We start from the raw sequence: 26531 nt of genomic DNA on the forward strand, positions 1-26531 counted from the left end.
CGCACATCCAGTTATTGACTTTCTCGCGGCGGTGTCATCATGACCGTTCTGGACGAACTGGGTCAGCTGATCCGAACTGCACCTGGCCTCCAAGCCCCACCGACCCAAGTGGCCCACTGGTACGAGCTCAAGGCCCACATGCTCGAGCAACTCGCCCAAGAGGACGAAGCCAGCCGGCCCACCGCGCTGCGCCAGGCCGCGGCCGCGCACCAGCACGCCACAGCCTTGCTGGCTCTGGCTTCCTGACGCCGTCAGCTCCGGAGTCGCTGCGCCAGAGCCATGGCGTCGAAGGGGGCGTGGGCGTGTGCGTCGTTGTCGAAGTAGACGTAGACGTCCCCGGCGGCGCTGAGGCTGCGGATCCGGGTGGCCCAGGTGTCCAGGGCGGACGGTGCGTAGCCGCTGGTGTAGAGCTCGACGTCGCCATGCAGGCGGACGTAGGCAAAGCCGGCGGTGACGTCCTCGAGGTACGGGAACTTCCCGGCGGTGTCCGCGATGACGAGGGCGATGTCGTTGGCGCGCAACAGGTCCAGGAACTCGGGCGTGGTGAAGTCGGGATGCCGGACCTCGAGGGCATGGCGGAGCGGGCGGTCGGCGTCGGCGGTGAGCCAGTCCCGGCCGGACAGCCGGTCGTCGCGGTGCTTGGCGAGATCGGCCGCTGCAGAAGTGGTGCGCGGCAACAGGGTGAAGAACGCGGTGAGCAGGTCCGGGTCGTAGCGCAGGGTGGCGGGGAGCTGCCAGAGGAACGGGCCGAGCTTGGCGCCGAGCGCGAGCGGGCCGGAGGCGAAGAAGTTGGCCAGCGGGGTTTCCACGTCGCGCAGGCGTTTCATGTGGGTGATGAAGCGGCCGCCCTTGACCGCGAACAGGAAGTCGTCCGGGGTCTGCGCGTGCCAGGACTGGTAGCTGGTGGGGCGTTGCAGGGAGTGGAACGAGCCGTTGATCTCCACCGAGCTCAGCCGGCCGGCGAGATAGCCGAGCTCGGCGCGGTGCGGCAGGCCCGTGGGGTAGAAGACGCCGCGCCATGGTGGGTAGAGCCAGCCCGAGGTGCCGACGCGGATCACGGCAACAGAGTGCCACCGTGGACGGAAGTCAACCGGCCGACACCGCAAGCGCCTCGGCGAGCGCCGCCACGGTCAGCGTGATCTGCCAGTTCCGGGCGCCGCCGGCGCGCAGGGCTTCGGCCACGCCCGACTCGGAGAGGTCGGCCGGCGGTTCCCAGCAGGTGCGCCGGACCAGGTCGGGTTGCAGCAGGTTCTCCAGCGGCAGCCGGTTGTTCTCGGCGATCGCGGTGAGCGCCGCGCGGGCGGCGGAGAGGCGGGCGGCCGCGGCGGGGTCCTTGTCGGACCAGCGGTTCACCGGGGGCGGGCCGTCATTGTGCGGCGACGGGTCGGGCAGCTCGGTCCGGTTCAGGCCGGCCGCGGCCCGCAGCGCGCGCATCCAGACGTCGGCGAGCCGGCGCTGGGCGCGGCCGCGGAACACCGGGAGCTGGAGCAGGCCGATCTCGTCGTCGGGGGCGGCGACGGCGGCGTGCACGATCGCGCTGTCCGGCAGGATGCGGCCGGGAGCGATGTCGCGCTGCCGGGCCAGGCCGTCCCGGGCCTCCCAGAGCGAGCGGACGGCGGCGAGGCCGCGCGGGGTGCGCACCCGGTGGATGCCGGAGGTGCGGCGCCAGGGCTCGGCGCGCGGCGGGGCGGGCGACGCGGTGCGCAGCGCCTCGAACTCCTCGAGCGCCCAGGAAAGCTTGCCCTGCTTGGAAAGCTCGGCCTCGAGGGTGTCCCGCAGCGGGATCAGCAGCTCGACGTCGAGCGCGGCGTAGTTGAGCCAGTCCCGGGGCAGCGGGCGGTGCGACCAGTCGGCGGCGCCGTGGCCCTTCTCCAGCCGGTAGCCGAGCAGCACCTCGACCAGCGTGCCCAGCGCCACCCGCTCGTACCCGGCCAGCCGCCCGGCCAGCTCCGTGTCGAACAGGCGGTCCGGCCGCAGGCCCAGTTCGACCAGGCAGGGGAGATCCTGGGAGGCGGCGTGCAGCACCCACTCGGCGCCGCGCAGCGCCGTGATCAGCGGGTCGATCCGGTCGTCGAGCGCGACCGGGTCCACGAGGACGGTGCCGACACCTTCGCGGCGGACCTGCACCAGATACGCCCGCTGCGAGTAGCGGTAACCCGACGCCCGCTCGGTGTCCACCGCGATCGGCCCCTGGCCGGCCGCGATCGCGGCGGACACCTCGGCAAGCCGTGCCTGCTCGGTGATCACCGCCGGAGTTCCGCCCGCGGGTTCGGTGAGCAGCACAGGAGCGGGTGACGCCGGCTCGGCTTCCCCGTTCCCTGACGTGCTCACGACGGATGACCCTACGGGACGGCCTCCGGCGGCCTGGCGAGCACCGGCAGATCTTGACTTGTGGTTCCTGCTGTCGGGTAACCCGCTCAGCGGATCACGCCGGCCCGCATCGCCAGCGCGACCATCTGGGCGCGGTCCCCGGTGCCCAACTTGCGCCCGATCCGCGAGAGATGGCTCTTCACCGTCAAGGCTGACAGGTTCAGACCCTCGCCGATCTCCTTGTTGGACTGCCCATCTGCAACGAGCTGGAGAACCTCGACCTCGCGAGCGGACAGCTCCCGAGGCGTGTTGTCGGTGCCCGGGACCCGGGTTCCGGTGGCCAGAATCGGGGCCACACTCGGGTCGGCGTAGACGCCGCCCTCGAGCACGCGCCGCACCCCGTCGGTCACCACCATCGGTGAGGCGGACTTCAGCAGGTAGGCCTGAGCGCCTGCCTGGAAGGCCGAACGCACCGCGTACGGGTCGTCCGAGGACGCCAGCACCACGATCCGCGGCCAGCCATGGCTGCGGAGCTCGGTTACCAACTCGATGCCACTGCCGTCCGGCAGTCCGAGGTCCAGAATCGCCAGATCGCACGGGCCGGTGGCCAGTGCACGCGCTCTTGCCTCGGCCACCGTGGCGGCCTCGTGGACGGTGCCCGCTCCCATCTGCGTGAGCCGGGCAGCTATCGCCTCCCTCAACAACGGATGGTCATCGACCACCAGCACCGAGAACAACTCTTCCCGCGGATGCGGGACCATGTTCGCCGGCAGTACGCCGGCTGGCGTGGTTCGAACGGCCTGACCTAAGCCGACGGCAGCCACGTCACTACCTCCCTGGAGTCGGTCGTGCCCCCCGACCGGCACCGGGACTTTCGGCCAAACAGCCGCGCCGCCATTGGACCGAAAGTGGTGTCGACGAAGGCAGCCTAGCCGCCCAAGCGGGTTAGCGACATGATCAAATCGTGATATATCCGATCGAGTTGTCACCCGGCCGGGTTCATGTCACACGATTGGACGAACCAAGGATGGTTACGTAACGGAAGGACAGCGGTACTCGATGAAACCAGGTCTGGCCCAGTGAGGGCCGCGACGAACGACCGGGTGAGCGCCCTTCTCCGCGCCGCCCCGATCATCGACGGCCACAACGATCTGCCCTGGGCACTGCGCAAGCGGCTCGGTCCGGACGCGGCCCTGGTCGCGGCCGGGATCGACCTCACGGAACCGCAACCCGACCTGCACACCGACCTCGGGCGGCTGCGCGACGGGGGCGTCGGCGGGCAGTTCTGGTCGGTGTATGTGCCGTGCGAGCTCACCGGGGACGCCGCGGTCGCCGCCGTGCTGGAGCAGATCGAGATCGTCCACGCCCTGGCCGCACGGTATCCGGAACACCTGCGACTGGCCCGGACGGCCGGCGAGGTGGAGACGGCGATCGCGGACGGGCGGGTGGCGTCGCTGCTCGGCGCGGAGGGTGGGCACTGCATCGCGGAGTCGCTGGGCGTGCTGCGGGCGCTGCACCGGCTGGGCGTGCGCTATCTGACGCTGACCCACAACCGGAACGTCCCGTGGGCGGACTCGGCCACGGATGAGCCGGTCGCGGGCGGTCTGACCGGGTTCGGGCGGCAGGTGGTGGCCGAGATGAACCGGCTCGGCATGCTGGTCGACCTGTCCCATGTGGCGCCGGCGACCATGCGCGACGCGCTGGACGTGAGCACCGCGCCGGTGATCTTCAGCCACTCCTCCTGCCGGGCCGTGCGTGATCATCCGCGGAACGTGCCGGATGACGTGCTGGCCCGGCTGCCGGAGAACGGCGGCGTGTGCATGGTGACGTTCGTGCCGGCGTTCGTCTCGGCGGGCCCGCAGGCCACGGTCGCGGACGTGGTGGCGCACGTCGAGCACGCCCGGGACGTGGCCGGGATCGACCACGTCGGGCTCGGCGGGGACTTCGACGGGGTGTCGCAGGTGGCGGTCGGGCTGGAGGATGTCAGCACCTACCCGGCGCTGTTCGACGCGCTGCTCGACCGCGGGTGGACCGACGACGACTGCGCCAAGTTGGCCGGGCACAACGTGTTGCGAGTGCTCCGCACGGCGGAGGAGTTGGCAACCGTTCGGCGGTGATAACTGGCAAAAGGTAACAACGGCTGGCGGCGTTTACCGGCGCGTCGGGGGTCAACCGCTGCGGCGCTGCCCGAGCGCGGCGACGCCGACCGGGGGGAGCCCGACGACGCTGGCCATGAGGTCGCAGAACGCCTCGCCGTGCGGGACGAGCTCGGCGGTGAGTGCGGTCCAGGAGGCGCGCAGCTCCACGTCGTCGGTGCGGGCCGGGCCGGCGATCTCACCGAAGCGGGCCGAAGAGGTGTCGGTGACCGTGCCGCCGAGCGCGGTGTACGCGGCGCCGGCGGCGTTCAGCGCGTCGGTCAGCCAGGACCAGGTGACCTCCGGCAGCAGCGGGTCGGCGGCGAGCTCGGCGTCGAGCTCAGCGCGGACGTAGGCGACCACCCGCAGCGTGCCGTTCCAGGCCTCGTCGCCGTCCGGGTCGTGCAGCAGCACCAGGCGCCCGGTGGCCAGGATCTCCGACGGCCCGGTCACCTCGGCGGTGAACGCGCACGCCCACGGGGCAAGCCGCTGCGGCGCGCGGACCTCCTCGAGGTGCAGCTCGGGCCGCGGCCGCAGCGAGCGCAACGCCGCGACCGCCCGCGTGAACAGCTCCGGAGCCGCCGACATACCGGTCACGACTGGTAACTGTAAAACCACCCGAGTCAGTGAGGCGGTAGGCCGCGCCGCGTGTTGTGCCCACGGTGGGTGCGGAGCCGGTCGTGGCACCATGATGACGATGACGAACGTGACCAAGTCTGGGGCCGCGACGGGGCGGCGGGCGCTGGTGGGGGCTCCACTGCTGGTGGCCGCGGCGGGTGGCCGGCCGGCGCGGGTGCCGGTGTGGTTCATGCGGCAGGCGGGGCGGTCGCTACCGGAGTACCGGCGGCTCCGGGCGGGCTCGTCGATGCTCAGTGCCTGCCTGAACCCCGAGCTGGTCTGTGAGATCACGGCGCAGCCGGTGCGCCGGCACGGGGTGGACGCGGCGATCCTGTTCAGCGACATCGTGCTGCCGCTGCACGCGGCGGGCGTCGACCTGGACATCGTGCCGGGGACCGGGCCGGTGGTGGCGGCGCCGGTGCGGAGCATGGCCGACGTGTCCGCGTTGCCGGTGCTGGACGGGGCGGCCGTCGGGCCGGTGGCCGAGGCGATCGGGTTGCTGCTGCGCGAGTTGGGCGACCTGCCGCTGATCGGGTTCGCCGGGGCGCCGTTCACCCTCGCCTCGTACCTGATCGAGGGCGGGCCGAGCCGGCACCACGAGCGCACCAAGGCGCTGATGCACTCCGACCCGCGGACCTGGCACGCGCTGCTGGACCGGCTGGCCGAGATCACGTTGACGTTCCTGCGGGTTCAGCTGGACGCCGGGGTGGACGCGGTGCAGCTGTTCGACTCCTGGGCCGGCGCACTGTCCGAACGGGACTACCGGGAGCTGGTGCTGCCGCACTCGGCGAAGGTGCTGTCCGGATTGGACGGTGCCGGGGTGCCGCGGATCCATTTCGGGGTGGGCACCGGCGAGCTGCTCGGGGCGATGCGCGAGGCGGGGGCCGACGTCGTCGGGGTGGACTGGCGGGTGCCGCTGGACGAGGCGGCGCGGCGGCTCGCGGCCGCGGTGCCGGGCGGGCCGGCGCCGGTGGTGCAGGGCAACCTGGACCCGGCCGTGCTGCTGGCCGACTTCGACGTCATCGAGCGCGAGGTGCGCCGGATTGTGGCGGAGGGGCGCGCGGCCGGCGGGCACATCTTCAACCTCGGCCACGGGGTGCTGCCGGACACCGACCCCGAGGTGATCACCCGGGTGGTCGAGCTGATCCACACCCTCGAGCCATGACCGCCGTCGCGGTGGTGGGGGGCGGGATCACCGGGCTGGCCGCGGCGTACCGGTTGCGCCGGCTGCTCGGGCCGGACGCGCGGATCACGCTGATCGAGCAGTCGGACCGGCTGGGCGGGAAGCTGCGCACGACGGAGCTGGCCGGGGTCCGGTACGACGTGGGCGCGGAGGCGTTCCTGAACCGGCGGCCCGAGGCGCTCGCGTTGATCAAGGAGCTGGGGCTGGGTGCGGGGCTGGTGCATCCGAGTGCTGCCCGGTCGGCCGTGCGCGCCGGCGGGGTGACCCGGCGCATTCCGGGGCGCACCGTGATGGGGGTGCCGGCGGATCCGGAGACCGTGCGGGATCTGCTGTCCGGCAAGGGTTTCCGCGGCGTCGAGGCGGAGCGCGGGTTGCCGCCGGTGCAGTTGGACGGTGCCGACACCGGGCTGGGGTCGTTGCTGCGCGGCCGGTTCGGGCCGGAGCTGGTGGACCGGCTGGTGGATCCGTTGCTGGGTGGGGTGTACGCGGGAAGTGTTGACGGGCTCGGCTTGCGGGCCACGCTTCCGGCACTTGCGTCCGCTTTGGACGGTGGGGCCGGTTCGCTCACCGCGGCCGCCGCGGCGGCGCTGCCCGCGGCGGAGTATCTCGCGGTGGGGGCGGGCCCCCGTCAGGGGGTCGGTATAAACACGATGGTGCCGGTGTTCGCGACGCTGCGCGACGGGCTGAGTGGGCTCGTAGCGACACTGGCCGATGAGTCCACAGTGGACATCAGGCTCGGGGATCCGGTGCGGGCGTTGACCAGGCGCGAGCACGGGTGGCGGCTGGAGCTGGGTGCGGTGGCGGCCGTGCACGCTCCGGCCGATCCGGTGCTGGACGTGGACGCGGTGGTCCTGGCCGTGCCGGCGCCGGCCGCCCGGCGGCTGCTGGACGGCGTGGTGCCGGTCGCGTCACGGGCCTACGGTGAGGTCGGGGTGGCCTCGATGGCGGTCGTCGGGCTGGCATTGCCGCCGGGGACGGAACTGCCGGACAGTTCGGGGGTGCTGATCGGCTCCGGGGAGCGGCACGCCGATGGGACTCCGTTCGCCGCCAAGGCATTCACGTTCTCCGCGCGGAAGTGGGACCACCTGGGCGCGGCCGGGCCGGTGCTGGTCCGCGGCTCGGTCGGCCGGCACGGGGAGCCGGGTGCCCTGCAGGTTGACGACGCTTCGCTGGTCCGGCTGGTGCGGGCTGATCTCGCCGAGCTGACCGGGATCACCACCGAACCGGTGGACACCGTCGTCACCCGATGGGGTGGCGGTTTGCCGCAGTACGGCGTCGGCCACGTCGACCTGGTCTCCGCGATCGAACACGCCGTCGCGGACGTGCCGGGGCTGGCGGTGGCCGGTGCGGTGCTGCACGGCGTCGGCATCCCGGCCTGCATCGGCACCGCCGACCGGGCGGCGGCGAAGGTCGTCGCCGAGCTCAGTGAGGTAGCAATGTGACTTTGCTTCCTACTGGGCTGTGGCGGGCGTGGCCCGGAGGGATCGGTGTGACTCTTGGGCGGTCGACACATGCCCTGAAGGCCGCCTCCGGGACGCTCAATGTTTCGAAGGCCGCCTTCAGGGCATTGGTCATGGCCACCGTAGGAACCGCGCCCGACGATCCGACCGCACCTGAGCGCCGAGCTCAGTCCGACACGCTGGCGAACGCGGTCACCCGGGTGATCCGGCCGCGGACCAGGAGCTCGCCGGGCACGGCGTTGCGGCGGCCGAACTGCTCGGCGGACTCCGCGCCCATGTAGCGGCCGCCGAGGCGGGTGGCCCAGACCAGCAGCTCGTCGAGGTCGTCGGACAGCGTCGCCTCGCCTTCGAGCAGCACGTAGGAGTACGGCGGCCGCTGGTCGTCCACGCACAGCGCGAACCGGGGGTCGCGGGCGAACGCCTTCGCCTTGAGGCTGGTGGCCTGCGTGGTGAACACGACGTGGTCGCCGTCGGCGGTCTCGTCGACCAGGAACCAGACCGGCGAGACGTGCGGGCTGCCGGCCTTCCGGGTCACGGCCAGCTTGCCCGTGCGGGTGCCGGTGTGCACGAAGTCGAGCCACTCCTGCCTGGACATCCGATGCATGGGGCAGTGCTTACCATGGGCGTATGGCGCGCACGAACTTCGCCGAGCTGAACTCGGCGATCCGCTACACGATGTGGTCGGTGTTCCGGGTCGAGCCCGGGCGCCTGCCCGACGAGCGCGGGCCGGCCGGCACCGAGGTCCGGGAGTACCTGGACTCGCTGGCCGGCAAGGGCGTCGTCGTCCGCGGTGTCTACGACCTGGCCGGGCTGCGCGCCGACGCGGACTACCTGATCTGGTGGCACGCCGAGGAGATCGAGCAGCTCCAGGCGGCCTACGCGGGCCTGCGCCGCACCGCGCTCGGCCGGGTCTCCGTCCCGGTGTGGAGCCAGGTGGCCCTGCACCGGCCCGCCGAGTTCAACAAGAGCCACATCCCGGCGTTCCTGGCCGGCGAGGAGCCACGCCGTTACGTCAGCGTCTACCCGTTCGTCCGCTCCTACGAGTGGTACCTGCTGCCCGAGGAGGAGCGCCGCCGCATGCTCGCCCAGCACGGCCTCCAGGCGCGCGACTTCCCCGACGTGCGGGCCAACACCGTCGCCTCGTTCGCCCTCGGCGACTACGAATGGATCCTCGCCTTCGAGGCCGACGAGCTGCACCGGATCGTGGACCTCATGCGGCACTTGCGGGCCAGCGACGCACGCCGCCACGTCCGCGAGGAGGTGCCGTTCTACACCGGTACGCGGATCCCGCCGGCCGAGCTGGTCGCCAGCTTGCCCTGAGCAAGGTGCGGTGAAGGCGTCCTTCCTCTCGCTGAGCGTGAGGAAGGACGCCTTCACCGCATTCCTGGCTACCTCCTCGCGAGCTTGGGTTGTGGAGATCGTGAGGGCGAGGACGGTCCCCGCGGTCGCGATCCGTCTGAGGCTGTGGGCCATGGCACCTCCTGGTTACCGAGGAGGGGCAGCGGTGCTTGAGCGCGCAACTATACGCACCACCTCTACACGTGGTGTATAGGTGGGTAAATAAAAAAACTTCTAACCCCAGTACCCCTGCCCCTCCATGCGCCGGAACATATCGGGCGCGGTTGCGGGTGACAATAGGCCGTTGGAGTGTTGGCGTGTGCCTGTCATGTCTTTGGCCCGGCTCGCCGATGTCGGTGCGGGGGTCTACCGTGCCCGGTGCACTGACAGGACACACGTTTTGGAGGCTGACCGTCATGGTCACTCGTGACACCGCTTGGCTGCCCGGCACCCCGTGCTGGGTGGACGTCAGCGTGGACAGCGTTGAGAAGGCGGTTACGTTCTACGGCTCCCTGTTCGGCTGGGAAGCCGGTATCAACCCGGACCCGCAGTTCGGCGGGTACGCGATCTTCACCAAGGACGGCAACCGGGTCGCGGGCGCGGCCCCGGTGCAGGACCCCGGCCAGCCGCACGTCTGGACCACCACGGTGGCCAGTGACGACGTCGAGCAGACCGCTGCCAAGATCAAGGCCGCCGGCGGCCAGGTGATGCAGGACCCGATGGACGTCGCCGACCTCGGCCGGATGATCGTCGCGTCCGACCCGGCCGGTGCGGTGTTCTGCGCCTGGCAGTCCGGTACCCACACCGGGTTCGGACTCGCCAACGAGCCGGGCGCGGTCAGCTGGAACGAGAACATGAGCCGGGACTGGGACGGCAACAAGAAGTTCTACAACGAGGTGTTCGGCTACGAGTACGGCGACATGAGCAGTGACGAGTTCTCCTACGCCACGCTCGACCTGCAGGGCCGGCCGGTGGGTGGCATCGGCACGCTGCCGCCGGGCACGCCGGACGAGATGCCGGCCAACTGGCTCACGTACTTCGGCGTTTCGGACACCGACGCGAGTTTGGCCAAGGCGGTCGAGCTGGGCGGCTCGGTTGTCAAGGAGGCGTTTGACACGCCGAACGGCCGCATCGCCATCCTGGCCGACGACCAGGGCGCCGTTTTCGGCATCGTCAGCGTGTAGGTGAGTTGCCATGAAGGACTCCCCCGGAACGTCCAGGGAGTCCTTCATGGCGTTGCGCGCGGACTGCGCGCGGTGTTTCGGGTTGTGCTGTGTGGCGCCGGCGTTCTCGGCGTCGGCGGACTTCGCCATCGACAAGCCCGCGGGGCGGCCATGCCCGCACCTGGCCGCGGATTTCCGCTGCTCGATGCACAACCGGTTGCGGGCCAACGGGTTCCCGGGGGTGCACGGTCTACGACTGCTTGGGCGCCGGGCAGAAGGTCGCGCAGCTGACGTTCGGCGGCCGGGACGGCGGAGCGCACCGGAGACGGCCGGGCGGATGTTCGCCGTGTTCGGGGTCATGCGGGAGCTGCACGAGCTGCTCTGGTTTCTGACCGAGGCGCTCGGGTTCGGCGCGGCCCGCCCACTGCGTTCCGACCTCAGCGGTGCGCTCGCCGAGACCGAGCGGCTCACCGAACTCGGGCCGGAAGCGTTGGCGGAGTTGGATGTTGACGCTCGCCGGCGGCGGGTCGGCGCGGTGCTGCGGCGGGTGAGCGAGTTGGTGCGCGGCCACGGTGGGCGGCAGTTGCGCGGTGCGGACCCTGATGGGTGCGAACCTGCGCGGCGCCGACCTGCGCGCGGCCGACCTGCGGGGCGCGTACCTGATCGGCGCCGATCTCACCGGTGCCGATCTGCGGCTGGCCGATCTCACCGGCGCCGATCTGCGCGGCGCGGCGATGCCGGGGCGGATCTCGGCGCCAGCATTTTCCTCACCCAGTTCCAGGTCAACGCGGCCGCCGGCGACGGCGAAACCCGTGCTGCCGGAGGCGCTCACGCGCCCGGCACACTGGTCGAAATAGCGCCGTTTGTTTACCGGATATTGAGGTTGGTCTCCGTAACCTGTCCCGCGGTTCTATCCGCCATACCTGTACGGAGGAGGACAGGAATGCGAAGAACTCTCACTATTTTCCTTTCCCTGGTCACGGCGTTATCCGCTGTGGTCAGCGCGCCGGCTGCCGCGGAACCGGAGGCCTTCACCGCGCCACCGCTGCGCTGGGCGCCGTGCCCGGAGGATCCGGGCGACGCGACGTTGCAATGCGCAACGCTGCTGGTCCCGGTGGACTGGGCGCACCCGAGGGGGGCCAGGACCGAGGTGGCGGTGGCGCGCCGGCTGGCCACCGACCCGTCCGCCCGGATCGGCTCGCTGCTGATCAACCCGGGCGGCCCCGGCGGTTCCGGCGTCGACTTCGCCATCTTCGGCCAGGACTACTTCAGCGCGGAGCTGCGCCGGCATTTCGACCTGGTCGGCTTCGACCCCCGGGGGGTGGCTCGGAGCCACCCGGTGCTCTGCTCGCTGGACCTCGTGCAGCAGTTCCCGAACTTCGTGCTGAACGACCAGCGTGAGTTCGACGCGGTGGTGGCCTACAACCAGCGCCTGCGGGAGGACTGCCGGCAGCACACCGGGCCGGTGTTCGACCACGTGGACATGCTGAGCGTGGTGCGGGACATGGACGCCCTGCGCACCGCGGTCGGCGACCGGAAACTGACCTATTACGGGGTTTCCTACGGCAGCCTGAACGGGCAGCAGTACGCCGAGCAGTTCCCCGACCGGGTCCGGGCCATCGTGGCCGACAGCAACATGGACCACAGCCTGGGCACGCGGGACTTCCTGCTCACCCAGGCGTCCACGGTCGAGGACTCCTGGCGGGAGTTCGTGGCCTGGTGCGACCGCACGGCAGGCTGCGCGCTGCACGGGCGCGACGTGCGGGCGTTGTGGAACGGGCTGCTCGCCCGGGCGGAGCGGGGCGAGCTGCCGAACCCGTTCGACCCCACACGGGCGTGGCGTCCCGAGGACCTGATCGGGTTCATCCTCGGTGCGTTCTACGGGCCGTCGTGGTCCCCGCTGGCCGAGGTGCTCGACGCGCTCGACGCCGGCCGGCCGTTCCTTACCGCGCAACCGAAAGCGCAGCAGGGCGAGGTGGTCGAGTTCTTCGGGCTGGCTCAGTTCTGCGAGGACTGGAGCCTGCCGGTCCGCGACATCCGCCAGTACGCGGAGCTGGTGCGGGCACAGCGGCGGGTCGCGCCGGACCAGCGGTGGTCGTCGAACGCGTTCCCGCTCACCGTGGCGTGCTTCGGCTCGCCGCGGCCGGTGGCCAACCCGCAGCACGAACTCCGGGTCCGGGACCTGGACCGGCCGCTGCTGTTGCTCAACGCCCTGCACGATCCGGCGACCGGGTACAACTGGGGCTCCAACGCGGCGCGCCAGCTCGGCCGCGAGGCGGTGCTGGTCACCTACGACGGCTGGGGCCACGGCGTTTACGGCCGCAGTGAATGCACCACCACGCCGGTTGACCGCTATCTCATTTCGCTGACCCTGCCGGCACGGGGCACGCACTGTCCGGGGGTCGAACCCGCCGCCGGGCTCACCGTGGCGCAGCGGCCCAGCCCGCTGAACCGTCCGGCATTCCCCACCACGAAACAACAATTCCCGTACTGATCACAAATTGCCCGCCCGGGTGAGTTCGGCGACTCACCCGGGTGGGTTACTTCGGGAGAACTGCCAAGCCTTCTCCGGAGAGCTGCCGGAGGGATTCGGTGCGGCCGGTGAGGAGCAGCAGCAGCGCGGACGTCGGGCCACGGATTTCCGTGCCGTTTCCGGCGGTCCACGTCGTGTCGGTGGCGGTGAGGCGGAAACCTGCGAGGCGCCGTTTGGCGTGGAACGGCCAGCCCATGGTCCAGACCCGGGTGGCGGCGGTGGCGGCCGCCTCGGTGGGCATGGGCAGGGTGCGGCGCAGGGGGATGGCCATGTCCTGGGCGTGCACCAGAGTGTCGGCGAGGACGTTGCGGTAGCTGGTGACGGCCGGCAGCTTGCGGGAGGCGGCGTGCCGGCGCAGCTCCGCGACGAGGTCGGCGCCGGGGCGGTTGGCGTGCCGGACGGCGATGTCGTGGTTGAGGCGGTGGAAGCTGCCGCGGGCGCGGACGGCTTCGACGAGCATGGTCCACGGGCCCGGTGCCTGCGGGGTCATGGCGATGTGTGCGGCCACGTCGCGGATGCGCCAGCCGGCACACAGCGACGGAGCGTCCCACTCCTGCGCGGAGAGGTCCTCGAGGAGGTCGGCGATGGCCAGCCGCTGCTGCTCGATGACCCGCCAGCAGGCTTCCCGGTCCACGGCCGCCTCCTCTACACTTGGTAAGTCTCTCTGACTAGTTAATCAGCCTCTCTGACTATCGTCAAGGAGTTCCGTGGCCGAGGAGGAGCTCAACATCGGGGTCCTGCTGTTCATCCCGTACCGGGCGATGGAGAACCGGGTGTTCGCCGCGCTCGCGGACGCCGGCTACGCGGACTTCACCGTGGCCCAGGCCCGAGTCGTGCAGCGCATCGGGCCGAACGGCACCCGGCTGACCGAGCTCGCCGAGCAGGCGCAGATCACCAAGCAGACCGCCGGGTTCCTGGTGGATCAGCTGGAGAAGGCGGGCTACGTGCAGCGCGTGCCCGACCCGACCGACGGCCGGGCGCGGCTGGTGCGCATCGCCGAGCGGGGCGCCACGGCCGCCGCGCTGGCCAACCGCGTCGCCGCCGATATCGAGGCGGAATGGACGGAACATCTCGGCGCACAGCACATGCGCCAACTCCGCCGCGCCCTCACCCGGCTGAGGGAGATTACCGACCCGTACCAGTGACGCTGAGGATCCGCGCGGTTTTTGTCAGTAACGGTGTCCGGATGGCCGTCGATGAACGTTTTGCGATATCGCGGTCTTGATTTAACTGCCCCACTACGTGTGGAGAAAAGCATATGAGACGCACACTCACTGGGTGTGCCGGTGTCGCCATGCTCGCGACGCTCGTCGTGAACGCAATTCCGGCAAACGCCCATTCGGTCAATGGAAATCTACCCGGAGGAACCAGCATCTCGGTGTCGATCAACACCCCGGCCGACGGGGCGGTGCTGCCGCCCGGCCCGGTGACGGTGTCCGGCACCGCCTCGGTCGGCCAGGGGCAGCCGGTGCCCTCCACCGCGCTGATCTACGTGCTGGACGTGTCGGCCAGCACCGGGGCCGCCGTCCCCGCCGGCTGCTCCGGGGACCAGAACGGTGACGGCCTGCTGAACACGATCATCGACTGCGAGGTGCTCGCCGCCAAGACGTTGAACAACGAGGCGTTGAGCCCGGGCACCGTGGGCACGATCCCGCAGGTCGGGGTGGCCGCGTTCGCCAACGGCGCGGTGACCGGCGACGTCGGGCCGGCCGCCGGCGACCAGCTGATCACCGCGCCGGACGCCGACGAGGACGGCACCGGCGGTCACGACGTGGACCAGGTCTTGAACTCGGCGTTCATCGCCACCGCGAACCTGGCCGGTCTGCACCAGTTCACCGAGCACAACATCCCGTGCTGTGCGACGAACTTCGCCGCCGGCATCACCGCGGCGACCACGGTGGCCGGGCAGGCGAGCGGGAACCTGCGCAAGATCGTGGTGTTCCTCTCCGACGGCTTCTCCACCGGCGAGGACATCACCGGGCCGCTCGCCGCGGTGCCGGCGGACGTCGACTTCTTCACGTTCGCCGTCGGCCAGGGCTCGCGGTGCGTGGTGCCGGCCAACAGCCTGCAGCAGATCGCCGACGCCACCGGCGGCACCTGCACCGAGGTGCCGGACATCGCCAACCTGCCGAACATCCTGCCCGGTGTGATCAACTCGCAGCTCACCTCGCTGACGTTGCGGGTGGACGGCGGCGCGGCCACGCCGATCACCAACGTCACGCCGCCGCTGCCCCGGAACGGGCCGGCGAGCGTGAACTACACGGCGAACACCGGCGCGCTCGCCGCCGGGCTGCACACCCTGTGCGTCACTGCGAACGGGACCGACGGCGGCGGGCCGGGCAGTGTCACCGACTGCCACACGATCCGGATCAACGCGCCGCCGGTGGTGGACGCGGGCGGTCCGTACTCCGGGCAGGAGGGGACCCCGGTCGCGATCGCCGGCTCGGTGACCGACCCGGACGGACCGAGCCTGACCACGGGGTGGGAGGTCGTCCCGGTCTCGGGCGTCGATCCGGGCGCGACGTGCGCTTTCGGCAACGCATCCGCGCTCTCGACCACCGTCACCTGCACCGATGACGGCACGTACCAACTTCGGCTCCGGGTGAACGACGGGGTCAACCCGGAGGTGGTCGACACCGCCACGCTGACGCTGACCAACGTCGCGCCGGCGGTGACCATCACGGCGCCGCCCAACGGTTCGGTGATCAGCCGCGGCTCGCTGGTCACGTTCACCGCGCCGTTCACCGACATCGGCACGAACGACACCCACACCTGCACGGTCGACTTCGGTGACGGCAGCCCGGTGGTGGCCGGAAACGTTACGGAGGCACCGGGTTCGGGGACGTGTGGTAGCTCCCACGCGTTCACCGTGCTGGGGCCGCACACCGTGCTGGTGACGGTGCGGGACGACGACGGCGGGTCGGCCACCGCGGTGCTCACCGTGATCATCTTCGCGCCGGCGGAGGCGTGGGCGATCAGCGCGAACGGGCTGGTGACGATCCCGAAGACGCCGGACGCCCTGTGCCCGCCGAACTCGGATCTGACCCAGGTCGGGCTCAACGTTCCGGGCGTGGCGAGCGTGAACGCGCTGAACGCGCGGTGCACCCTGGACCGGGCCACCGGCACCACGGTGGCGACGTCCTCTGTGGACGGCGCCAGCCTGCTCGGTGGGTTGATCACGATCAGCACGATCGAGAGCACCTGTGTCGCGGACGCGAACGGGGTCCGCGGGTCGTCGCGGGTCGGCACGATCAACGGCACGCCGATCGGGACCGGCTCCGGCTCGATCAGCATTCCGCTGGTGGCCACGGTGTTCTTCAACCAGACGGTGAACTCGGGCGGCCAGCTGTTCCAGCATGCCATCCGGGTGCAGACCCTGCTCGGCCAGGAGATCATCCTCGCCGGCTGCCGGGTCTTCTGAGGTTCTCCAATGCGGTGAATGCGTCCTTCCTCTCGCCGAGCGTGCGGAAGGACGCATTCACCGCACGCTAGGGTCTCCAGGCTATGCGAGGGCGATTAGCCGCGGCGGCGCTGGCCGTCACGCTTTCCGGCTGTGGCACAACGACCTCCGGTGAGGCCGTCGGGCCGCCGCCGGTCTCGGTGCCACCGGCCTCCTCGTCCGCGGTCGTGCCGCCCGTGTCCGCGGTGCCGCCGTCCTCCACACCGCCGCCCACGCCGAAACCGGCTCCGCTGCCGCAGGCCGGAAACCCGGCAGGGCGCGCGGCCGTGCCGGCGGAGGCCGGGCCGGAGGACACCTCGCACCCGACCCGGGTGATCGGTGACGGCACCGCCGCCGGCTGCACGTCCGCCGCAGTGGCGGCGGCGGTCGCGGCCGGCGGGGTGATCACGTTCAACTGCGGGCCGGACCCGGTGACGATCACGCTCGCGGCCACCGCGAAGGTGCGCAACACGAGCGGACCGAAGGTCGTGCTGGACGGCGGCGGGAAGGTCACGCTCAGCGGCGGTGGCAAGCGGCGGATTCTGTACCTGAACACGTGTGATCCGGCGCAGGGCATCACCACCTCGCACTGCCAGGACCAGGACGCGCCGCGGCTGACGATCCAGAACCTGACGCTGGCCGACGGCAACGCGACCGGCGAGACCGCCGAGGGTGGCGGCGGGGGCGCGGTGTTCGTCCGCGGCGGGCGGGTGAAGGTGGTCAACTCGCGGTTCCTGCGCAACCGGTGCGACCAGGCCGGGCCGGACCTCGGCGGGGCGGGGCTGCGGGTGCTGAGCCAGTCCAAGGGCCTGCCGGTGTACGTGGTCGGGAGCACGTTCGACGGCGGGGTCTGCTCCAACGGCGGCGCGCTGAGCAGCATCGCGGTGTCCTGGGTGGTGCTGAACAGCGTGCTCACGCACAACTCGGCGGTCGGCCGCGGCGCCAACCCGGCGAAGGCCGGCACGCCCGGCGGCGGCAGCGGCGGCGCGATCTACAACGACGGCGACCGGTTCACCCTGCGGATCGCCGGCACGATCATCGAGGACAACCACGCCAAGGAGGGCGGCGGCGCGGTGTTCTTCGTGAGCAACGACCGGACCGGGACGATGAGCGTCGAAGCCTCGACGTTGCGGCGCAACCCGAGCGACGGGTTCGAGACGGCCGGGTTCCGCGGGATCTTCTTCCTCGGCGCCGGCAAACCCGCGGTGAGCGGGTCGGTCATCCAGTGACCGGGAAGTGCTTGACCCAGCGGCGTTGCCAGGGGGTTTCCACGGCGCGGCGGTGGTAGTGGGTGCGGGTCCAGCCGACCGCCTCGGTGGCGGGGACGCCGGAGAGGACGGCGAGGCAGGCGATCACCGTGCCGGTGCGGCCGATTCCGCCGCCGCACGCGACCTCGACGCGTTCGCCGGCGAACGCGCGGTCGTGCAGGGTGCGGATTGACGCGATCGCTTTCCGCCGGTCCCGGGGGAGGCGGAAGTCGGGCCAGTCCAGCCACTCGTGCGGCCAGGGTGGGTCGGCGCGGCGGGAGCCGAGGTACAGGGCGAAGTCGGGCGGCGGGCCGTCCGGGGTGGGGTGGCGCAGGCCGCGGCCGCGGATCCAGCAGCCGTCGGGGAGTGGAATCGCGCCGGGGAGGGGCGGCGGAGTGATCATGTCGGTACGGTAGCTCGGTGTTGGAGCGGGACTGGGGCGACATCACCGCCCGGCTTGACCGGCAGGTGGGGCGGTGGCATCCGTCGGCGGACGAGGCGGGCATCGCCGAGCTGATGCGGATGTACGCGGTGCCGGGGATCAGCATCGCGGCGCGGCGGGGTGCGGATTCGTGGGCTGCGGGGTATGGCACGACCGTGGCCGGTGGGTCGACTGAGGTTGCGCCGCGCACGGTGTTCCAGGCGTGCTCGATCAGCAAGCATGTGGCGGCGTTCGGGGTGCTGCGGCTGGTCGATCAGGGTGTGCTGGCGCTGGACGAGGATGTCAACGCCTACCTGCGGTCGTGGCGGGTGCCGGAGGCGGGCGGGTGGCCGGCGGTGATCACGGTGCGGCAGCTGCTGGGGCACACCGCGGGGTTGTCGTACAACTGGTTCCGGGGATTCCACAGTGGAGCGTCGCATCCCACCCTGCGCCAGGTGCTGGCCGGAGAGGAGCCGGCGAACACGCCGCCGGTGCGGGTGAGCCTGCTGCCGGGGAGCCGCTTTCGTTACTCCGGCAGCCACTATGCGGTGGTGCAGCAGCTGCTCATCGACGTGACCGGGGTCGGGTTCGCCGAGTTGATGCACACGCTGGTGCTGGAGCCGCTCGGCATGACCGACAGCAGCTACGACCAGAGTTTTCCGCACGGGCGGGGGGAGCTGGTCGCGACCGGGCACCAGGTGGACGGGATTCCGGTCAGCGGCCGGTGGCGGGTGCTGCCCGAGGCGGCGGGCGCCGGATTGTGGACCACGCCGGGCGATCTGGCCCGGCTCGGCGCGGAGATCGCACGGGCCGCGGCCGGGGAGCCGGCGCTGCTGTCCGGGGACCTGGCCGGGCAGCTGCTCACGGTGCAGGTGCCGGGCGGCGACTACGGGCTCGGCACCCAGGTCGACGGCGAGCGGTTCGGGCACGTCGGGGGCAACATCGGGTACGGCTGCTGGCTGTTCACCTGGCGGGAGAGCGGAACGACCGTGGCGGTGATGGCGAACTCCGGCGGGTGCAACGAGCTGCTCGACGCCATCCTCGCCGCGGCCGAGCGCCGGTACGCGGCACCCGGCGCCGGTGGTACGCCGGTGGCCGGCACGTACCTCCTCCGGGAGGGCTACCCGCTCCTGGTCGACGTCGCGGGCGAGCAGGTCACGCTCACCGCGGCGGGGCAGCCGCCGGTTCGGCTGATTCCGTTGCCCACCGGGCAGTTCCTGGTTCCCGGCCTGGACTGCGAGCTGACCTTCGGCGAGGGCACGGTGGAGCTCCGGCAGGAGGGCCGGGTGGACACCGCCGAGCTAAGCGGGTCCTAGGCCGGCGAACGCGGCGCGGACGGCGAGGGACCAGCGGCGGTCCCGGGTGGCGGCGGAGCGGCCGAGCCAGCCGGCGGTCTCCTGGGCGGCGAGGCCCTGGGCGAGGGCGAGCAGCACGTGCGCGATGTCGGTGGGGTCGCCGGCGAGCTGCCCGGCGTCGACGCAGCGCTGGACATGGCCGGTGATCAGCGTGCGGACCGACGCGGTGGCGCGCAGCTCGGCGGGGCCGGGGTCGAAGTCGGCGAACGGGCGGGAGAACATCACGTCGGCCAGGACCGGGTGCTCGCGGACGAAGATCCGGAACGCGGCGAGGAGCCCGGTGAGGTCGGCCCGCGGGTCGTCGGTGCGGCCGGTCGCGGCGAGCGCGCGGCCGAGATGGCGGAAGCCTTCGAAGTAGACCTCGCGGACCAGCCCGGCCTTGTCGCCGAACAGCTCGTAGACGGCCGGCACCGAGGTGCTGGCCGCGGTGGCGACCTTGCGCGCGGTGAACCCGACGACGCCCTCCTCGGCCAGCATGGTGACCGCGGCGTGCAGGACCCGGTCGCGCAGCTCCGGCGTGCGCAGCTTGGCCCGCGGCACGGCTACGAGGTGACGGCCGCGTAGTCGGCGTCGATGGCGGCCCGGAGCGCGCGCAGCACCGGCTCCCGGGCACGGAGCTTGCTGGCGGCGTGCGCGTCGAGGTTCAGCCCGAGCATCGTCTCCGCCGTGCTCCTCGCCGCGCCGGGCAGCTCCGCGGGTTCCACCACCCGGTCCAGGAACCCCGCCTCGACCGCGTTGTCCGGGCTGAACTGCTCGGCCAGCAGCAGCGCCCGGTTGAAGCAGGCCGGGGTGAGCCGCTGCCGCATGATCTCCACGGCGGCCTGCGGCATGGGCAGCCCGATCGCCACCTCGTTGGCCATCAGCCGGTACGGCCCGGCCGCGCCGATCCGGTAGTCCCCGGACAGCAACAGGAACACACCCATGGCGATGGCATGTCCGGGGCACGCGATGACCACCGGCGCCGGAAACGACAGCAGCCGCAGGGCCAGCTCGAACCCCGCGTGGATCATGCCGAGCGCGTCCGGGCCGCCGGCGCGGAGCACGCCAAGGTCGAACCCGGCGGAGAAGACACCCTCGCGGCCGGTGAGCACCACGACCGCACGCTCACCCTCGGCCTCGTCCAGCGCCGCGTTGAGCTCGGCGAGCAAGCTGGGGGAGAGCACGTTCACCTTGCCGTCGTCCAGGCCGATCGTGGCGATCCCGCCGTCGAGCGCGTAGCTGACCAGCGTGCCCATGGCCGCCTCCGTCCTGTCGATGTCGGGAGCACGGTAATCGGAACGACGTTCCGGAATCAAGTTCCGATCCGGCCGAGGGCGTGCAGACCTTGTCCGTATTGCCACGGTTTTCCGGGAATCTTCCCGACTCTCCGGTAGCCCTTGCCAAAGCTCACGCCGACCCACTATGACGGGGAATCGGCGCGCGAAGGGGTCTCGGCATGGCGGTCGAGTTCCGGTTACTCGGGGACGTGGAGACGAGGGTCGACGGCAGCCCGATCGTGATCGGCTACGCGCAGCTTCGGTGCGTGCTGGCCATCCTGCTGGTCGAGGCGAACCGCACGGTGCCGGTCGACCACATGGTGGACCGGGTGTGGACCGACCGCCGGCTCCCCGCCCGGCCGCGCGGCGCCGTCCAGCACACCATCGCGGTGCTGCGCAAGGCTTTGACCGCGGTGCCCGAGGTGACGATCAGCTGGCGCTCATCCGGCTACCAGCTCGACGTCGACCCGGAAACCGTTGACCTGCACCGGTTCCACGCGCTGATCGGCCAGGCCCGCGCGGCCGCCGACGACGATCGCACGGCCGCCCTGTACGAGCAGGCACTGCGCCTCTGGCACGGGGAGCCGTTCGCGGGCCTGTCCACCGGATGGCTCGCCGGCGTCCGCACCAGGCTGATCCAGCAGCGCAACGCCACCCGGCTCGACCTCACCGACATCCGGCTGCGCCGGGGCGCGCACGCCACCCTGCTGGCGGAACTGCGGGACTGGACCGAGCACGACCCGCTGGACGAGCGGCTGGCCGGGCAGTACCTGCTCGCGCTCTACCGCAGCGGCCGCCAGGCGCAGGCGCTGGAGCACTACGAGCGCACCCGGCGGCTGCTGGCCGAGCAGCTCGGCGCCGACCCGAGCCCACCGCTGCGCCGGCTGCACACCCAGATCCTCACCGGCGACCCGGCACTGCGCGTGCCGGCGGCCTCAGCACGACACCCGGCGCCCCGGGTGGTTCCGCGCCAGCTGCCGGCCCGGCCGCGGCTGTTCACCGGCCGCCGGCGCGAGCTGGCCGACCTCACGGCCGCGCTGACCGAGCCGGGATCGGTGGTCATCTCGGCGATCGGCGGCGCCGGCGGGGTCGGCAAGACCTGGCTCGCCCTGTACTGGGCCTACCAGCACCTGGACCGGTTCCCGGACGGGCAGCTGCACGCCAACCTGCGCGGGTTCGACCCGGTCGAGGAGCCCACGCCGGCGAGCGCCGCGGTGCGCGGGTTCCTCGAGGCGCTCGGCGTCGACCCGGCCGCCGTGCCCGTCGACACCGACGCGGCGGCGGCGCTGTACCGGAGCCTGGTGGCCGGCAAGCGGATGCTGGTCGTGCTGGACAACGCGCGGGACACCGCGCAGGTCGAGCCCCTGCTCCCGGGCGGATCGTCGGGCACGGTGCTGGTCACCAGCCGGCACCGGCTCACCGGCCTGGTCACCCGGCACGGCGCGCGGGCCGTCGACCTCGACGTGCTCACCCGCGCGGAGGGGCGGGACCTGCTCACCGGCCATCTCGGCACCGGCCGGGTCGCGGCCGAGCCCGGCGCGGTCGCCGAGCTGCTGTCCCGCTGTGCCGGCCTGCCCCTGGCGATCAGCATCGTCGCCGCCCGGGCCATCGCACACCCCGGCTTCCCGCTCGCCGCGCTGGCCGGCGAGCTCCGTGACCGGCCCGGTCAGCTCGACGCCCTGGACGGGGGCGACCCCACGACCAACCTGCGGGCCGTGCTGTCCTGCTCGTACCGTGCACTGTCCACTCGGGCCGCCGCGGTGTTCGTGCTGCTGGGCCTTGCGCCCGGGCCGGACATCGGCGAGCCGGCCGCCGCCAGCCTGGCCGGACTGTCCCTTGTGGATGCCCGGAACACGTTGCGGGAGCTGGAGAAGGCTTACCTGGTCAAGGAGCACCGGCCCGGGCGGTTCCGGATGCACGACCTGATCCGCAGCTATGCCACCGAACTGGCGGGCCGCGACCCGGCGGCGCAGCGCCGGCTGGTCGACTTCTACCTGCACACCTCGCTCGGCGGTGCCCGGCTGCTCGATCCGTACCGCCGGCTGTACCACCCCGGCGAACCGGCTCCCGGCGTGCACGTCCAGGCTCATCCGGACGAGGCCGCGGCGCTGGCGTGGTTCGCCGCGGAGCATGCCAACCTGGTTGCCGTGCAACAGGTCGCGGCCGACCAGGGGTGGCATTCCGTGGTGTGGCAACTGCCCTGGAACCTCGAGACGTTCCACTGGCGCCGCGGTCTGCTCGACATCGCCGTCGCCCTGTGGCGGGCCGGGCTCGCGGCGGCCGACGCGCTGGCCGACCCCGTCGCGCAAACCATTGCGCACCAACGGCTCGGCAACGCCAGCGCCCCGCTCGGGCGGCACGACGAGGCGTTGCACCATCTGCGGCTCGCGTTGACCATCGCCGAGCACACCGGCGACGCGCTCCACCAGGCGCACGCACACCTCACCCTGGCCTGGGCGCACGAGGAACGGGGTGACCAGCGCCGGGCACTCGAGCACGCCGTCCAGGCCGCGCGCCTGTTCCACGGTGTCGGCGAGCCCTCGCACGAGGCCAACGCGCTGAACACGGTCGGCTGGTACCACGCGCTGCTCGGGGAGTACGAGGAAGCCCGCACGCACGGCGAGGCCGCGCTGCTGCTGCTGGCGCGCCAGCCCGACCGGCAGAGCCAGGCGGCCACGTTGGACACCCTGGGCTACGTGGCGCACCAGACCGGCGAGCACGACCGGGCGTGGGACTACTACCGGCAGGCGCTCGACCAGTTCCGCGAGCTCGGCTTCGCCTATGAGGAAGCGAACACGCTGGAGCACCTCGGCCAGACCCTGTACGCCCTCGGCCGGGTCGACGAGGCCCGGGACACCTGGCGGCGCGCGCTGGAGCTCTACCAGGCACAGCACCGGACCGCGCAGGCCGAGCGGCTCCGAAAGGAGCTGGCGGGCTCCTGGTAGGCACGTACCAGGAACCCGCCAGCGGTCCGGGGTCAGAATATGACCATGCTGAACAATGCGTCCTTCACGGTGACGTCACTGGTGTTGGCCGCCGCGAAGGCGACGTAGCCGAACGCGACCCACGGTAGGAACGGCACGTAGCCGTACACGCTGTCGCCGAAAATCCAGATGTCGAACGGGAGGAGCAGCTTTGTGATCGCCGCCAGGTACAGCGGCGACTCCCACCAACCGGCGTCCGCGACGAACAGGCAGCTGCCGACGTCGGTGAGGGCGCCGACGGCTCCGTAACCACCGTACGGGCGGACGCTGACGAATACCGACGGGTCGAAGTAAATGTCGAGCGGGCAGGTGGCGTTGGTGCCCGCCTGCGTTGTCGGGCGGCCCTCGCGGTATCCGGCCGGCGCCGCGAACAGGCCCGCGGACGGCTCGGTGGTGCGGATATTGGTGTAGGTCGTGGTGACATCCTGGCCGGCCGCGTCGTAGAACCGGGTCTGGACCGGCAGTTGCAGGTCACGGGACAGCCAGACGGTCACCTCCTTGGTCTTGGCGGCCTGGAGCTTGCTCGCCGGAATGGTCACCGTGTACTGGCGTCCTTCGACCGGCACGCCGGACACGACCGACGTGCCGATGTCGCGGGACTGCGTGCCCAGCGCCTCGCCCAGGCCGTCCGGTTGACGCTTCGTGTCTCCGGAGCTCAGGCGCAGGAACGTCTGCGATTTCTGGTCCAGGCGCAACGTCGTTCCGCTGGCCGGGTCGCTGATGGTGACGACGGATCCGGCCTCGACGCGGGTGCGGCCCTTGTTGTCCCGATAGAACTGGCTGGTCGACTGCGTGGTCCGCCAGGTTCCCGCCGTCGTCAGATCCGATCGGGTGACCTGCTGGACCGCGCTCACCGCGACGACCTTGGTGACGGTCGCGGCCGGTGCCGCCCGCCCGGTTCCGCCGACGCCGTCGGCGTGCGCGATAGCCTGGGTTGGAACACTGAGTAACAGACCGCTCAACCCGACCGCGAGAATTCCGCGCCATCTGTTTCTTCGCATGCTCTACCTCCTCGTCGTGGACGCGCGCGTCCGGGACGAGCGTTCTCCCAGCCGCGTTCGCAACGCTGTGGCACCGCATGCGTGCCCTGCTCAGCGCCGGTCGGCGGGTTGATCGGAAGGCGGCGCGGGGTCAGCGTCGGTCATCATTTCGGCCGGAGACCGGCAAGCTGCTGAACGACCTGGTCAACGTGCTGCTCCGGGCGCTCCTCCGGATCCGGTGCCAAGATCGCCGTGCGGACGTGGTCAGGCGAGCACTACCGGTGCTCAGAAGGGCCTGCCGAGAAATAAGTTGATCATTTGTGGGGTATGGGGCTGGTGGGAGGGTGGCGAGGGGAGCCGGGGTCGCGGTGGGAGGGAAGGAACGCCACGTTGCTTTCCGCCCAACCCAGATCAAGATCAACTCACGCCGAGAAATCGTTCATGATCGCCAAAAGTGGGCGTTCCCGTTCGCATATGAGCGTGAACGCCCACAAGCAACGGTCATGGTTCCTGGCATTGACGTTTTCGTCACACCCAGACCCCGGGCGCTACGGGCAGGACTCGGACAGCTTCACCGCGCCGAAGTCGATTTTGCTGCCGGCGGCGATCGAGGTGCCGGCGGAGATGTTCTGGGAGCACACCTTCCAGTTGTTGTCGAGAACCTGATTGCGGTGCTTGCCGGTGGCGTCGTGCGAGGTCGTGAGGAAAACCGCGTTTCCGGTCAGCGCCTGGACCTGATCCTGCGCCTCTTGCAGGTTGCGGCCAACGAGATTGGGCATCGCCCATTGTTGCGCCGGTGCCGCCGCCGTTTCCGGCGGTGGTTGGGCGACGTTCGCGGTGGCGGCGGGCGCTGATGTCGAGTCGTTTGACGACCCAACGGGTTGGGTGCTCTGGCAACCGGCGATGGCCGCGGCCGCGCCGACCGTGAACGCGGCGAACATCAGTCGCTTGATCGAGTTTGGCAAGGACTACCTCCGTGTCTCGCAGCCCTGCATCGCCCGGCGGCGACCCTTTGTTTCCGGGTAACAAGCCGACTTCCCCGGGCGATACGCGCTAACACTACAGCCGCACTGTGGTGACGTGAGCGACGGGTGTGGCCACAGGGACTCCTGGGGCGACCGGAAATGCGGTGAACGACGCTTTCATCACGCCCAGCGCGAGGAAAGACGCATTCATCGCACCCGACCCCCCGCAGGTGCGGCTGTAGTACTAAACACGGCGGACCACGTGGAGGAGGTACCCCTTGCGGTTGAGCGGGTTGTGGTCGGTGCGGGGGCGGCTGGGGGCGGCGCCGCGGACCTCGGCGTAGTGGTCGAAGGCGGACTCGAGCAGGCCCTCGCCGCGGGTGAGGGCGGGGAGTTGCTGGTGCAGCTCGTGGACCCGGGCGGCGGGGAGGTGGCCTTCCAGGCGGTAGGTGGAGTTGTCCTGTGTGGACGATTGGGGGACGGCGCGGAGGCGGGTCAGGGTCGGGTGGATGACGCTGACCGTGTCGGCGGGGACGTCGAGGCGGAAATGGTGCATGGGCTCGTGGACCCGGGTGCCGGCCCGGCGTAGGGCGGACATGAGGACCAGGGGCGTGAGGTTGCGGAAGTCGCCGGCGGTGCTGGACATGGACTTGTCGAAGGTGCCGTGGGCGTGGCTCTGCCGGGCCCAGTAGCCGGAGTGGGTCATGGTGACCACGCAGTCGGTGACGCGCCAGCCGGAAAGGCCCTGGGAAAGCGTCTCCGCCACGGTTTCCTCGACGGCGCGGAAGAAGGCGTACGGCATGGAGCCGAGCTCGACGCCGAGCCGGAACTCGACGCCGCTGCCCACCGGGGCCGGCTCGACCCGCAGGCCGACGGTCGCCAGGAAGGGGTTGGGCTCCTTGCCGATCAGCTCGAAGGCTTCGCCCGTGCCGCACGGGCGCTCGAGGCAGATGGTGGTGGTCTCGCGGAAGGTCACGTCGACGCCGAAGTCGCCGGCCAGGGTGGCCTGGATGACCTCCTTCTGCACCTCGCCGTAGAGCGAGACGGAGATCTCCTGGCGGATCTCGTCGAGCCGCACGTTGATCAGCGGGTCCTGCTCGGCGAGCTGGGTGAGCGCGGTGTGCAGCGGCCCGCGATCCGCCGG

General features: G+C 71.3%; 23 protein-coding genes and 2 pseudogenes. 13 read left to right on the top strand and 12 right to left on the bottom strand.

Features of this window, described 5'->3' with window-relative positions; genetic code table 11:
- The first annotated feature begins 39 nt into the window (after positions 1-39).
- Positions 40-246: a hypothetical protein gene (locus VGR06_RS06165; RefSeq protein ID WP_327557988.1), complete on the top strand. Its 207-nt coding sequence runs from the start codon at positions 40-42 to the stop codon at positions 244-246.
- Between the two features lie 5 nt (positions 247-251).
- Here the strand turns inward: VGR06_RS06165 and VGR06_RS06170 are convergent, their stop codons facing one another.
- The 3 genes from VGR06_RS06170 to VGR06_RS06180 all read right to left on the bottom strand — a co-directional run bounded on the left by VGR06_RS06170 (position 252) and on the right by VGR06_RS06180 (position 3134).
- Positions 252-1055 (bottom strand): DUF72 domain-containing protein, encoded by an 804-nt coding sequence (locus VGR06_RS06170; protein ID WP_327558009.1) that lies wholly within the window; start codon positions 1053-1055, stop codon positions 252-254.
- Between the two features lie 31 nt (positions 1056-1086).
- Positions 1087-2331 carry a ribonuclease D gene (locus tag VGR06_RS06175; RefSeq protein ID WP_327557989.1) on the bottom strand — a complete coding sequence of 415 codons (1245 nt, stop codon included), beginning with the start codon at positions 2329-2331 and terminating at the stop codon, positions 1087-1089.
- Positions 2332-2417: 86 nt separating this feature from the next.
- Positions 2418-3134, bottom strand: a complete 717-nt coding sequence (locus VGR06_RS06180; RefSeq protein ID WP_325161656.1) for a response regulator transcription factor — start codon at positions 3132-3134, stop codon at positions 2418-2420.
- Between the two features lie 279 nt (positions 3135-3413).
- On the opposite strand from VGR06_RS06180, the gene VGR06_RS06185 reads away from it, so the two are divergent.
- Positions 3414-4427 carry a dipeptidase gene (locus VGR06_RS06185; RefSeq protein ID WP_327557990.1) on the top strand — a complete coding sequence of 338 codons (1014 nt, stop codon included), beginning with the start codon at positions 3414-3416 and terminating at the stop codon, positions 4425-4427.
- A gap of 51 nt (positions 4428-4478) precedes the next feature.
- Here VGR06_RS06185 and VGR06_RS06190 read toward each other — a convergent pair whose 3' ends face one another.
- On the bottom strand, positions 4479-5042 hold the full coding sequence (locus tag VGR06_RS06190; RefSeq protein ID WP_327557991.1) for a DUF3000 domain-containing protein: 564 nt from the start codon (positions 5040-5042) through the stop codon (positions 4479-4481).
- Between the two features lie 100 nt (positions 5043-5142).
- On the opposite strand from VGR06_RS06190, the gene hemE reads away from it, so the two are divergent.
- Both hemE and hemG read left to right on the top strand, forming a co-directional pair.
- The gene (gene hemE, locus VGR06_RS06195) at positions 5143-6228 is read left to right on the top strand and encodes a uroporphyrinogen decarboxylase (protein ID WP_327557992.1); all 1086 of its coding nucleotides are present in this window, start codon (positions 5143-5145) and stop codon (positions 6226-6228) included.
- A complete protein-coding gene (gene hemG, locus VGR06_RS06200; RefSeq protein ID WP_327557993.1) occupies positions 6225-7688 on the top strand; it encodes a protoporphyrinogen oxidase in 1464 nt (487 codons plus the stop codon). Before hemE ends, hemG begins: the two co-directional genes overlap by 4 nt.
- A 184-nt stretch (positions 7689-7872) precedes the next feature.
- Here the strand turns inward: hemG and VGR06_RS06205 are convergent, their stop codons facing one another.
- On the bottom strand, positions 7873-8310 hold the full coding sequence (locus VGR06_RS06205; protein WP_327557994.1) for a PPOX class F420-dependent oxidoreductase: 438 nt from the start codon (positions 8308-8310) through the stop codon (positions 7873-7875).
- Positions 8311-8333: 23 nt separating this feature from the next.
- On the opposite strand from VGR06_RS06205, the gene hemQ reads away from it, so the two are divergent.
- The 4 genes and pseudogenes from hemQ to VGR06_RS06225 all read left to right on the top strand — a co-directional run bounded on the left by hemQ (position 8334) and on the right by VGR06_RS06225 (position 12701).
- On the top strand, positions 8334-9026 hold the full coding sequence (hemQ, locus tag VGR06_RS06210) for a hydrogen peroxide-dependent heme synthase (protein WP_327557995.1): 693 nt from the start codon (positions 8334-8336) through the stop codon (positions 9024-9026).
- A 434-nt stretch (positions 9027-9460) separates the two neighbouring features.
- Positions 9461-10228, top strand: coding sequence for a VOC family protein (locus VGR06_RS06215; protein WP_327557996.1), 768 nt, complete (start codon positions 9461-9463; stop codon positions 10226-10228).
- A 10-nt stretch (positions 10229-10238) separates the two neighbouring features.
- A pseudogene (locus VGR06_RS06220) lies at positions 10239-11064 on the top strand (pentapeptide repeat-containing protein).
- An 86-nt stretch (positions 11065-11150) separates the two neighbouring features.
- On the top strand, positions 11151-12701 hold the full coding sequence (locus VGR06_RS06225) for an alpha/beta fold hydrolase (RefSeq protein ID WP_327557997.1): 1551 nt from the start codon (positions 11151-11153) through the stop codon (positions 12699-12701).
- Between the two features lie 46 nt (positions 12702-12747).
- On the opposite strand, the gene VGR06_RS06230 is transcribed toward VGR06_RS06225, so the two are convergent.
- A complete protein-coding gene (locus VGR06_RS06230; protein WP_327557998.1) occupies positions 12748-13374 on the bottom strand; it encodes a maleylpyruvate isomerase family mycothiol-dependent enzyme in 627 nt (208 codons plus the stop codon).
- Positions 13375-13447: 73 nt separating this feature from the next.
- Here VGR06_RS06230 and VGR06_RS06235 point away from each other — a divergent pair, with 73 nt between their 5' ends.
- The 3 genes from VGR06_RS06235 (at position 13448) to VGR06_RS06245 (ending at position 17408) form a co-directional block, all read left to right on the top strand.
- Positions 13448-13885, top strand: coding sequence for a MarR family winged helix-turn-helix transcriptional regulator (locus VGR06_RS06235; protein ID WP_327557999.1), 438 nt, complete (start codon positions 13448-13450; stop codon positions 13883-13885).
- A gap of 233 nt (positions 13886-14118) precedes the next feature.
- A complete protein-coding gene (locus VGR06_RS06240; RefSeq protein WP_327558000.1) occupies positions 14119-16161 on the top strand; it encodes a choice-of-anchor P family protein in 2043 nt (680 codons plus the stop codon).
- An 83-nt stretch (positions 16162-16244) separates the two neighbouring features.
- The gene (locus VGR06_RS06245; RefSeq protein ID WP_327558001.1) at positions 16245-17408 is read left to right on the top strand and encodes a hypothetical protein; all 1164 of its coding nucleotides are present in this window, start codon (positions 16245-16247) and stop codon (positions 17406-17408) included.
- On the opposite strand, the gene VGR06_RS06250 is transcribed toward VGR06_RS06245, so the two are convergent.
- Entirely contained in the window at positions 17398-17829 is a 432-nt protein-coding gene (locus VGR06_RS06250) for a protein-tyrosine phosphatase family protein (protein ID WP_327558002.1), read from the bottom strand. The genes VGR06_RS06245 and VGR06_RS06250 overlap by 11 nt on opposite strands.
- Before the next feature lie 17 nt (positions 17830-17846).
- On the opposite strand from VGR06_RS06250, the gene VGR06_RS06255 reads away from it, so the two are divergent.
- Positions 17847-19163 carry a serine hydrolase domain-containing protein gene (locus tag VGR06_RS06255; protein ID WP_327558003.1) on the top strand — a complete coding sequence of 439 codons (1317 nt, stop codon included), beginning with the start codon at positions 17847-17849 and terminating at the stop codon, positions 19161-19163.
- Here the strand turns inward: VGR06_RS06255 and VGR06_RS06260 are convergent.
- Both VGR06_RS06260 and VGR06_RS06265 read right to left on the bottom strand, forming a co-directional pair.
- Positions 19149-19742 carry a TetR/AcrR family transcriptional regulator gene (locus tag VGR06_RS06260; protein WP_327558004.1) on the bottom strand — a complete coding sequence of 198 codons (594 nt, stop codon included), beginning with the start codon at positions 19740-19742 and terminating at the stop codon, positions 19149-19151. The two genes, VGR06_RS06255 and VGR06_RS06260, sit on opposite strands and share 15 nt — an antisense overlap.
- A gap of 2 nt (positions 19743-19744) precedes the next feature.
- Positions 19745-20437, bottom strand: a complete 693-nt coding sequence (locus tag VGR06_RS06265; RefSeq protein WP_327558005.1) for a crotonase/enoyl-CoA hydratase family protein — start codon at positions 20435-20437, stop codon at positions 19745-19747.
- Positions 20438-20637: 200 nt separating this feature from the next.
- On the opposite strand from VGR06_RS06265, the gene VGR06_RS06270 reads away from it, so the two are divergent.
- Positions 20638-23403, top strand: coding sequence for an AfsR/SARP family transcriptional regulator (locus VGR06_RS06270; protein WP_327558006.1), 2766 nt, complete (start codon positions 20638-20640; stop codon positions 23401-23403).
- Between the two features lie 32 nt (positions 23404-23435).
- Here VGR06_RS06270 and VGR06_RS06275 read toward each other — a convergent pair whose 3' ends face one another.
- The 3 genes and pseudogenes from VGR06_RS06275 to VGR06_RS06285 form a co-directional block, all read right to left on the bottom strand.
- Entirely contained in the window at positions 23436-24443 is a 1008-nt protein-coding gene (locus VGR06_RS06275) for a hypothetical protein (RefSeq protein WP_327558007.1), read from the bottom strand.
- A 527-nt stretch (positions 24444-24970) separates the two neighbouring features.
- Positions 24971-25387 (bottom strand): PASTA domain-containing protein, encoded by a 417-nt coding sequence (locus VGR06_RS06280; protein WP_327558008.1) that lies wholly within the window; start codon positions 25385-25387, stop codon positions 24971-24973.
- A gap of 244 nt (positions 25388-25631) precedes the next feature.
- Positions 25632-26531, bottom strand: a pseudogene (locus VGR06_RS06285) (GTP-binding protein); the annotation flags it as partial.

The sequence above is a fragment of the Actinophytocola sp. genome, from assembly GCF_036002505.1.
GTDB lineage: Bacteria > Actinomycetota > Actinomycetes > Mycobacteriales > Pseudonocardiaceae > DASYTH01.

Excerpts from the sequence above, each read along its gene's own strand:
- VGR06_RS06165 (WP_327557988.1), top strand. The coding sequence starts at position 40 with ATGACCGTTCTGGACGAACTGGGTCAGCTGATCCGAACTGCACCTGGC.
- hemE (WP_327557992.1), top strand. The coding sequence starts at position 5,143 with ATGACGAACGTGACCAAGTCTGGGGCCGCGACGGGGCGGCGGGCGCTG.
- hemG (WP_327557993.1), top strand. The coding sequence starts at position 6,225 with ATGACCGCCGTCGCGGTGGTGGGGGGCGGGATCACCGGGCTGGCCGCG.
- VGR06_RS06205 (WP_327557994.1), bottom strand. The coding sequence starts at position 8,310 with ATGCATCGGATGTCCAGGCAGGAGTGGCTCGACTTCGTGCACACCGGC.
- hemQ (WP_327557995.1), top strand. The coding sequence starts at position 8,334 with ATGGCGCGCACGAACTTCGCCGAGCTGAACTCGGCGATCCGCTACACG.
- VGR06_RS06215 (WP_327557996.1), top strand. The coding sequence starts at position 9,461 with ATGGTCACTCGTGACACCGCTTGGCTGCCCGGCACCCCGTGCTGGGTG.
- VGR06_RS06225 (WP_327557997.1), top strand. The coding sequence starts at position 11,151 with ATGCGAAGAACTCTCACTATTTTCCTTTCCCTGGTCACGGCGTTATCC.
- VGR06_RS06245 (WP_327558001.1), top strand. The coding sequence starts at position 16,245 with ATGCGAGGGCGATTAGCCGCGGCGGCGCTGGCCGTCACGCTTTCCGGC.
- VGR06_RS06250 (WP_327558002.1), bottom strand. The coding sequence starts at position 17,829 with ATGATCACTCCGCCGCCCCTCCCCGGCGCGATTCCACTCCCCGACGGC.
- VGR06_RS06265 (WP_327558005.1), bottom strand. The coding sequence starts at position 20,437 with ATGGGCACGCTGGTCAGCTACGCGCTCGACGGCGGGATCGCCACGATC.
- VGR06_RS06270 (WP_327558006.1), top strand. The coding sequence starts at position 20,638 with ATGGCGGTCGAGTTCCGGTTACTCGGGGACGTGGAGACGAGGGTCGAC.
- VGR06_RS06275 (WP_327558007.1), bottom strand. The coding sequence starts at position 24,443 with ATGCGAAGAAACAGATGGCGCGGAATTCTCGCGGTCGGGTTGAGCGGT.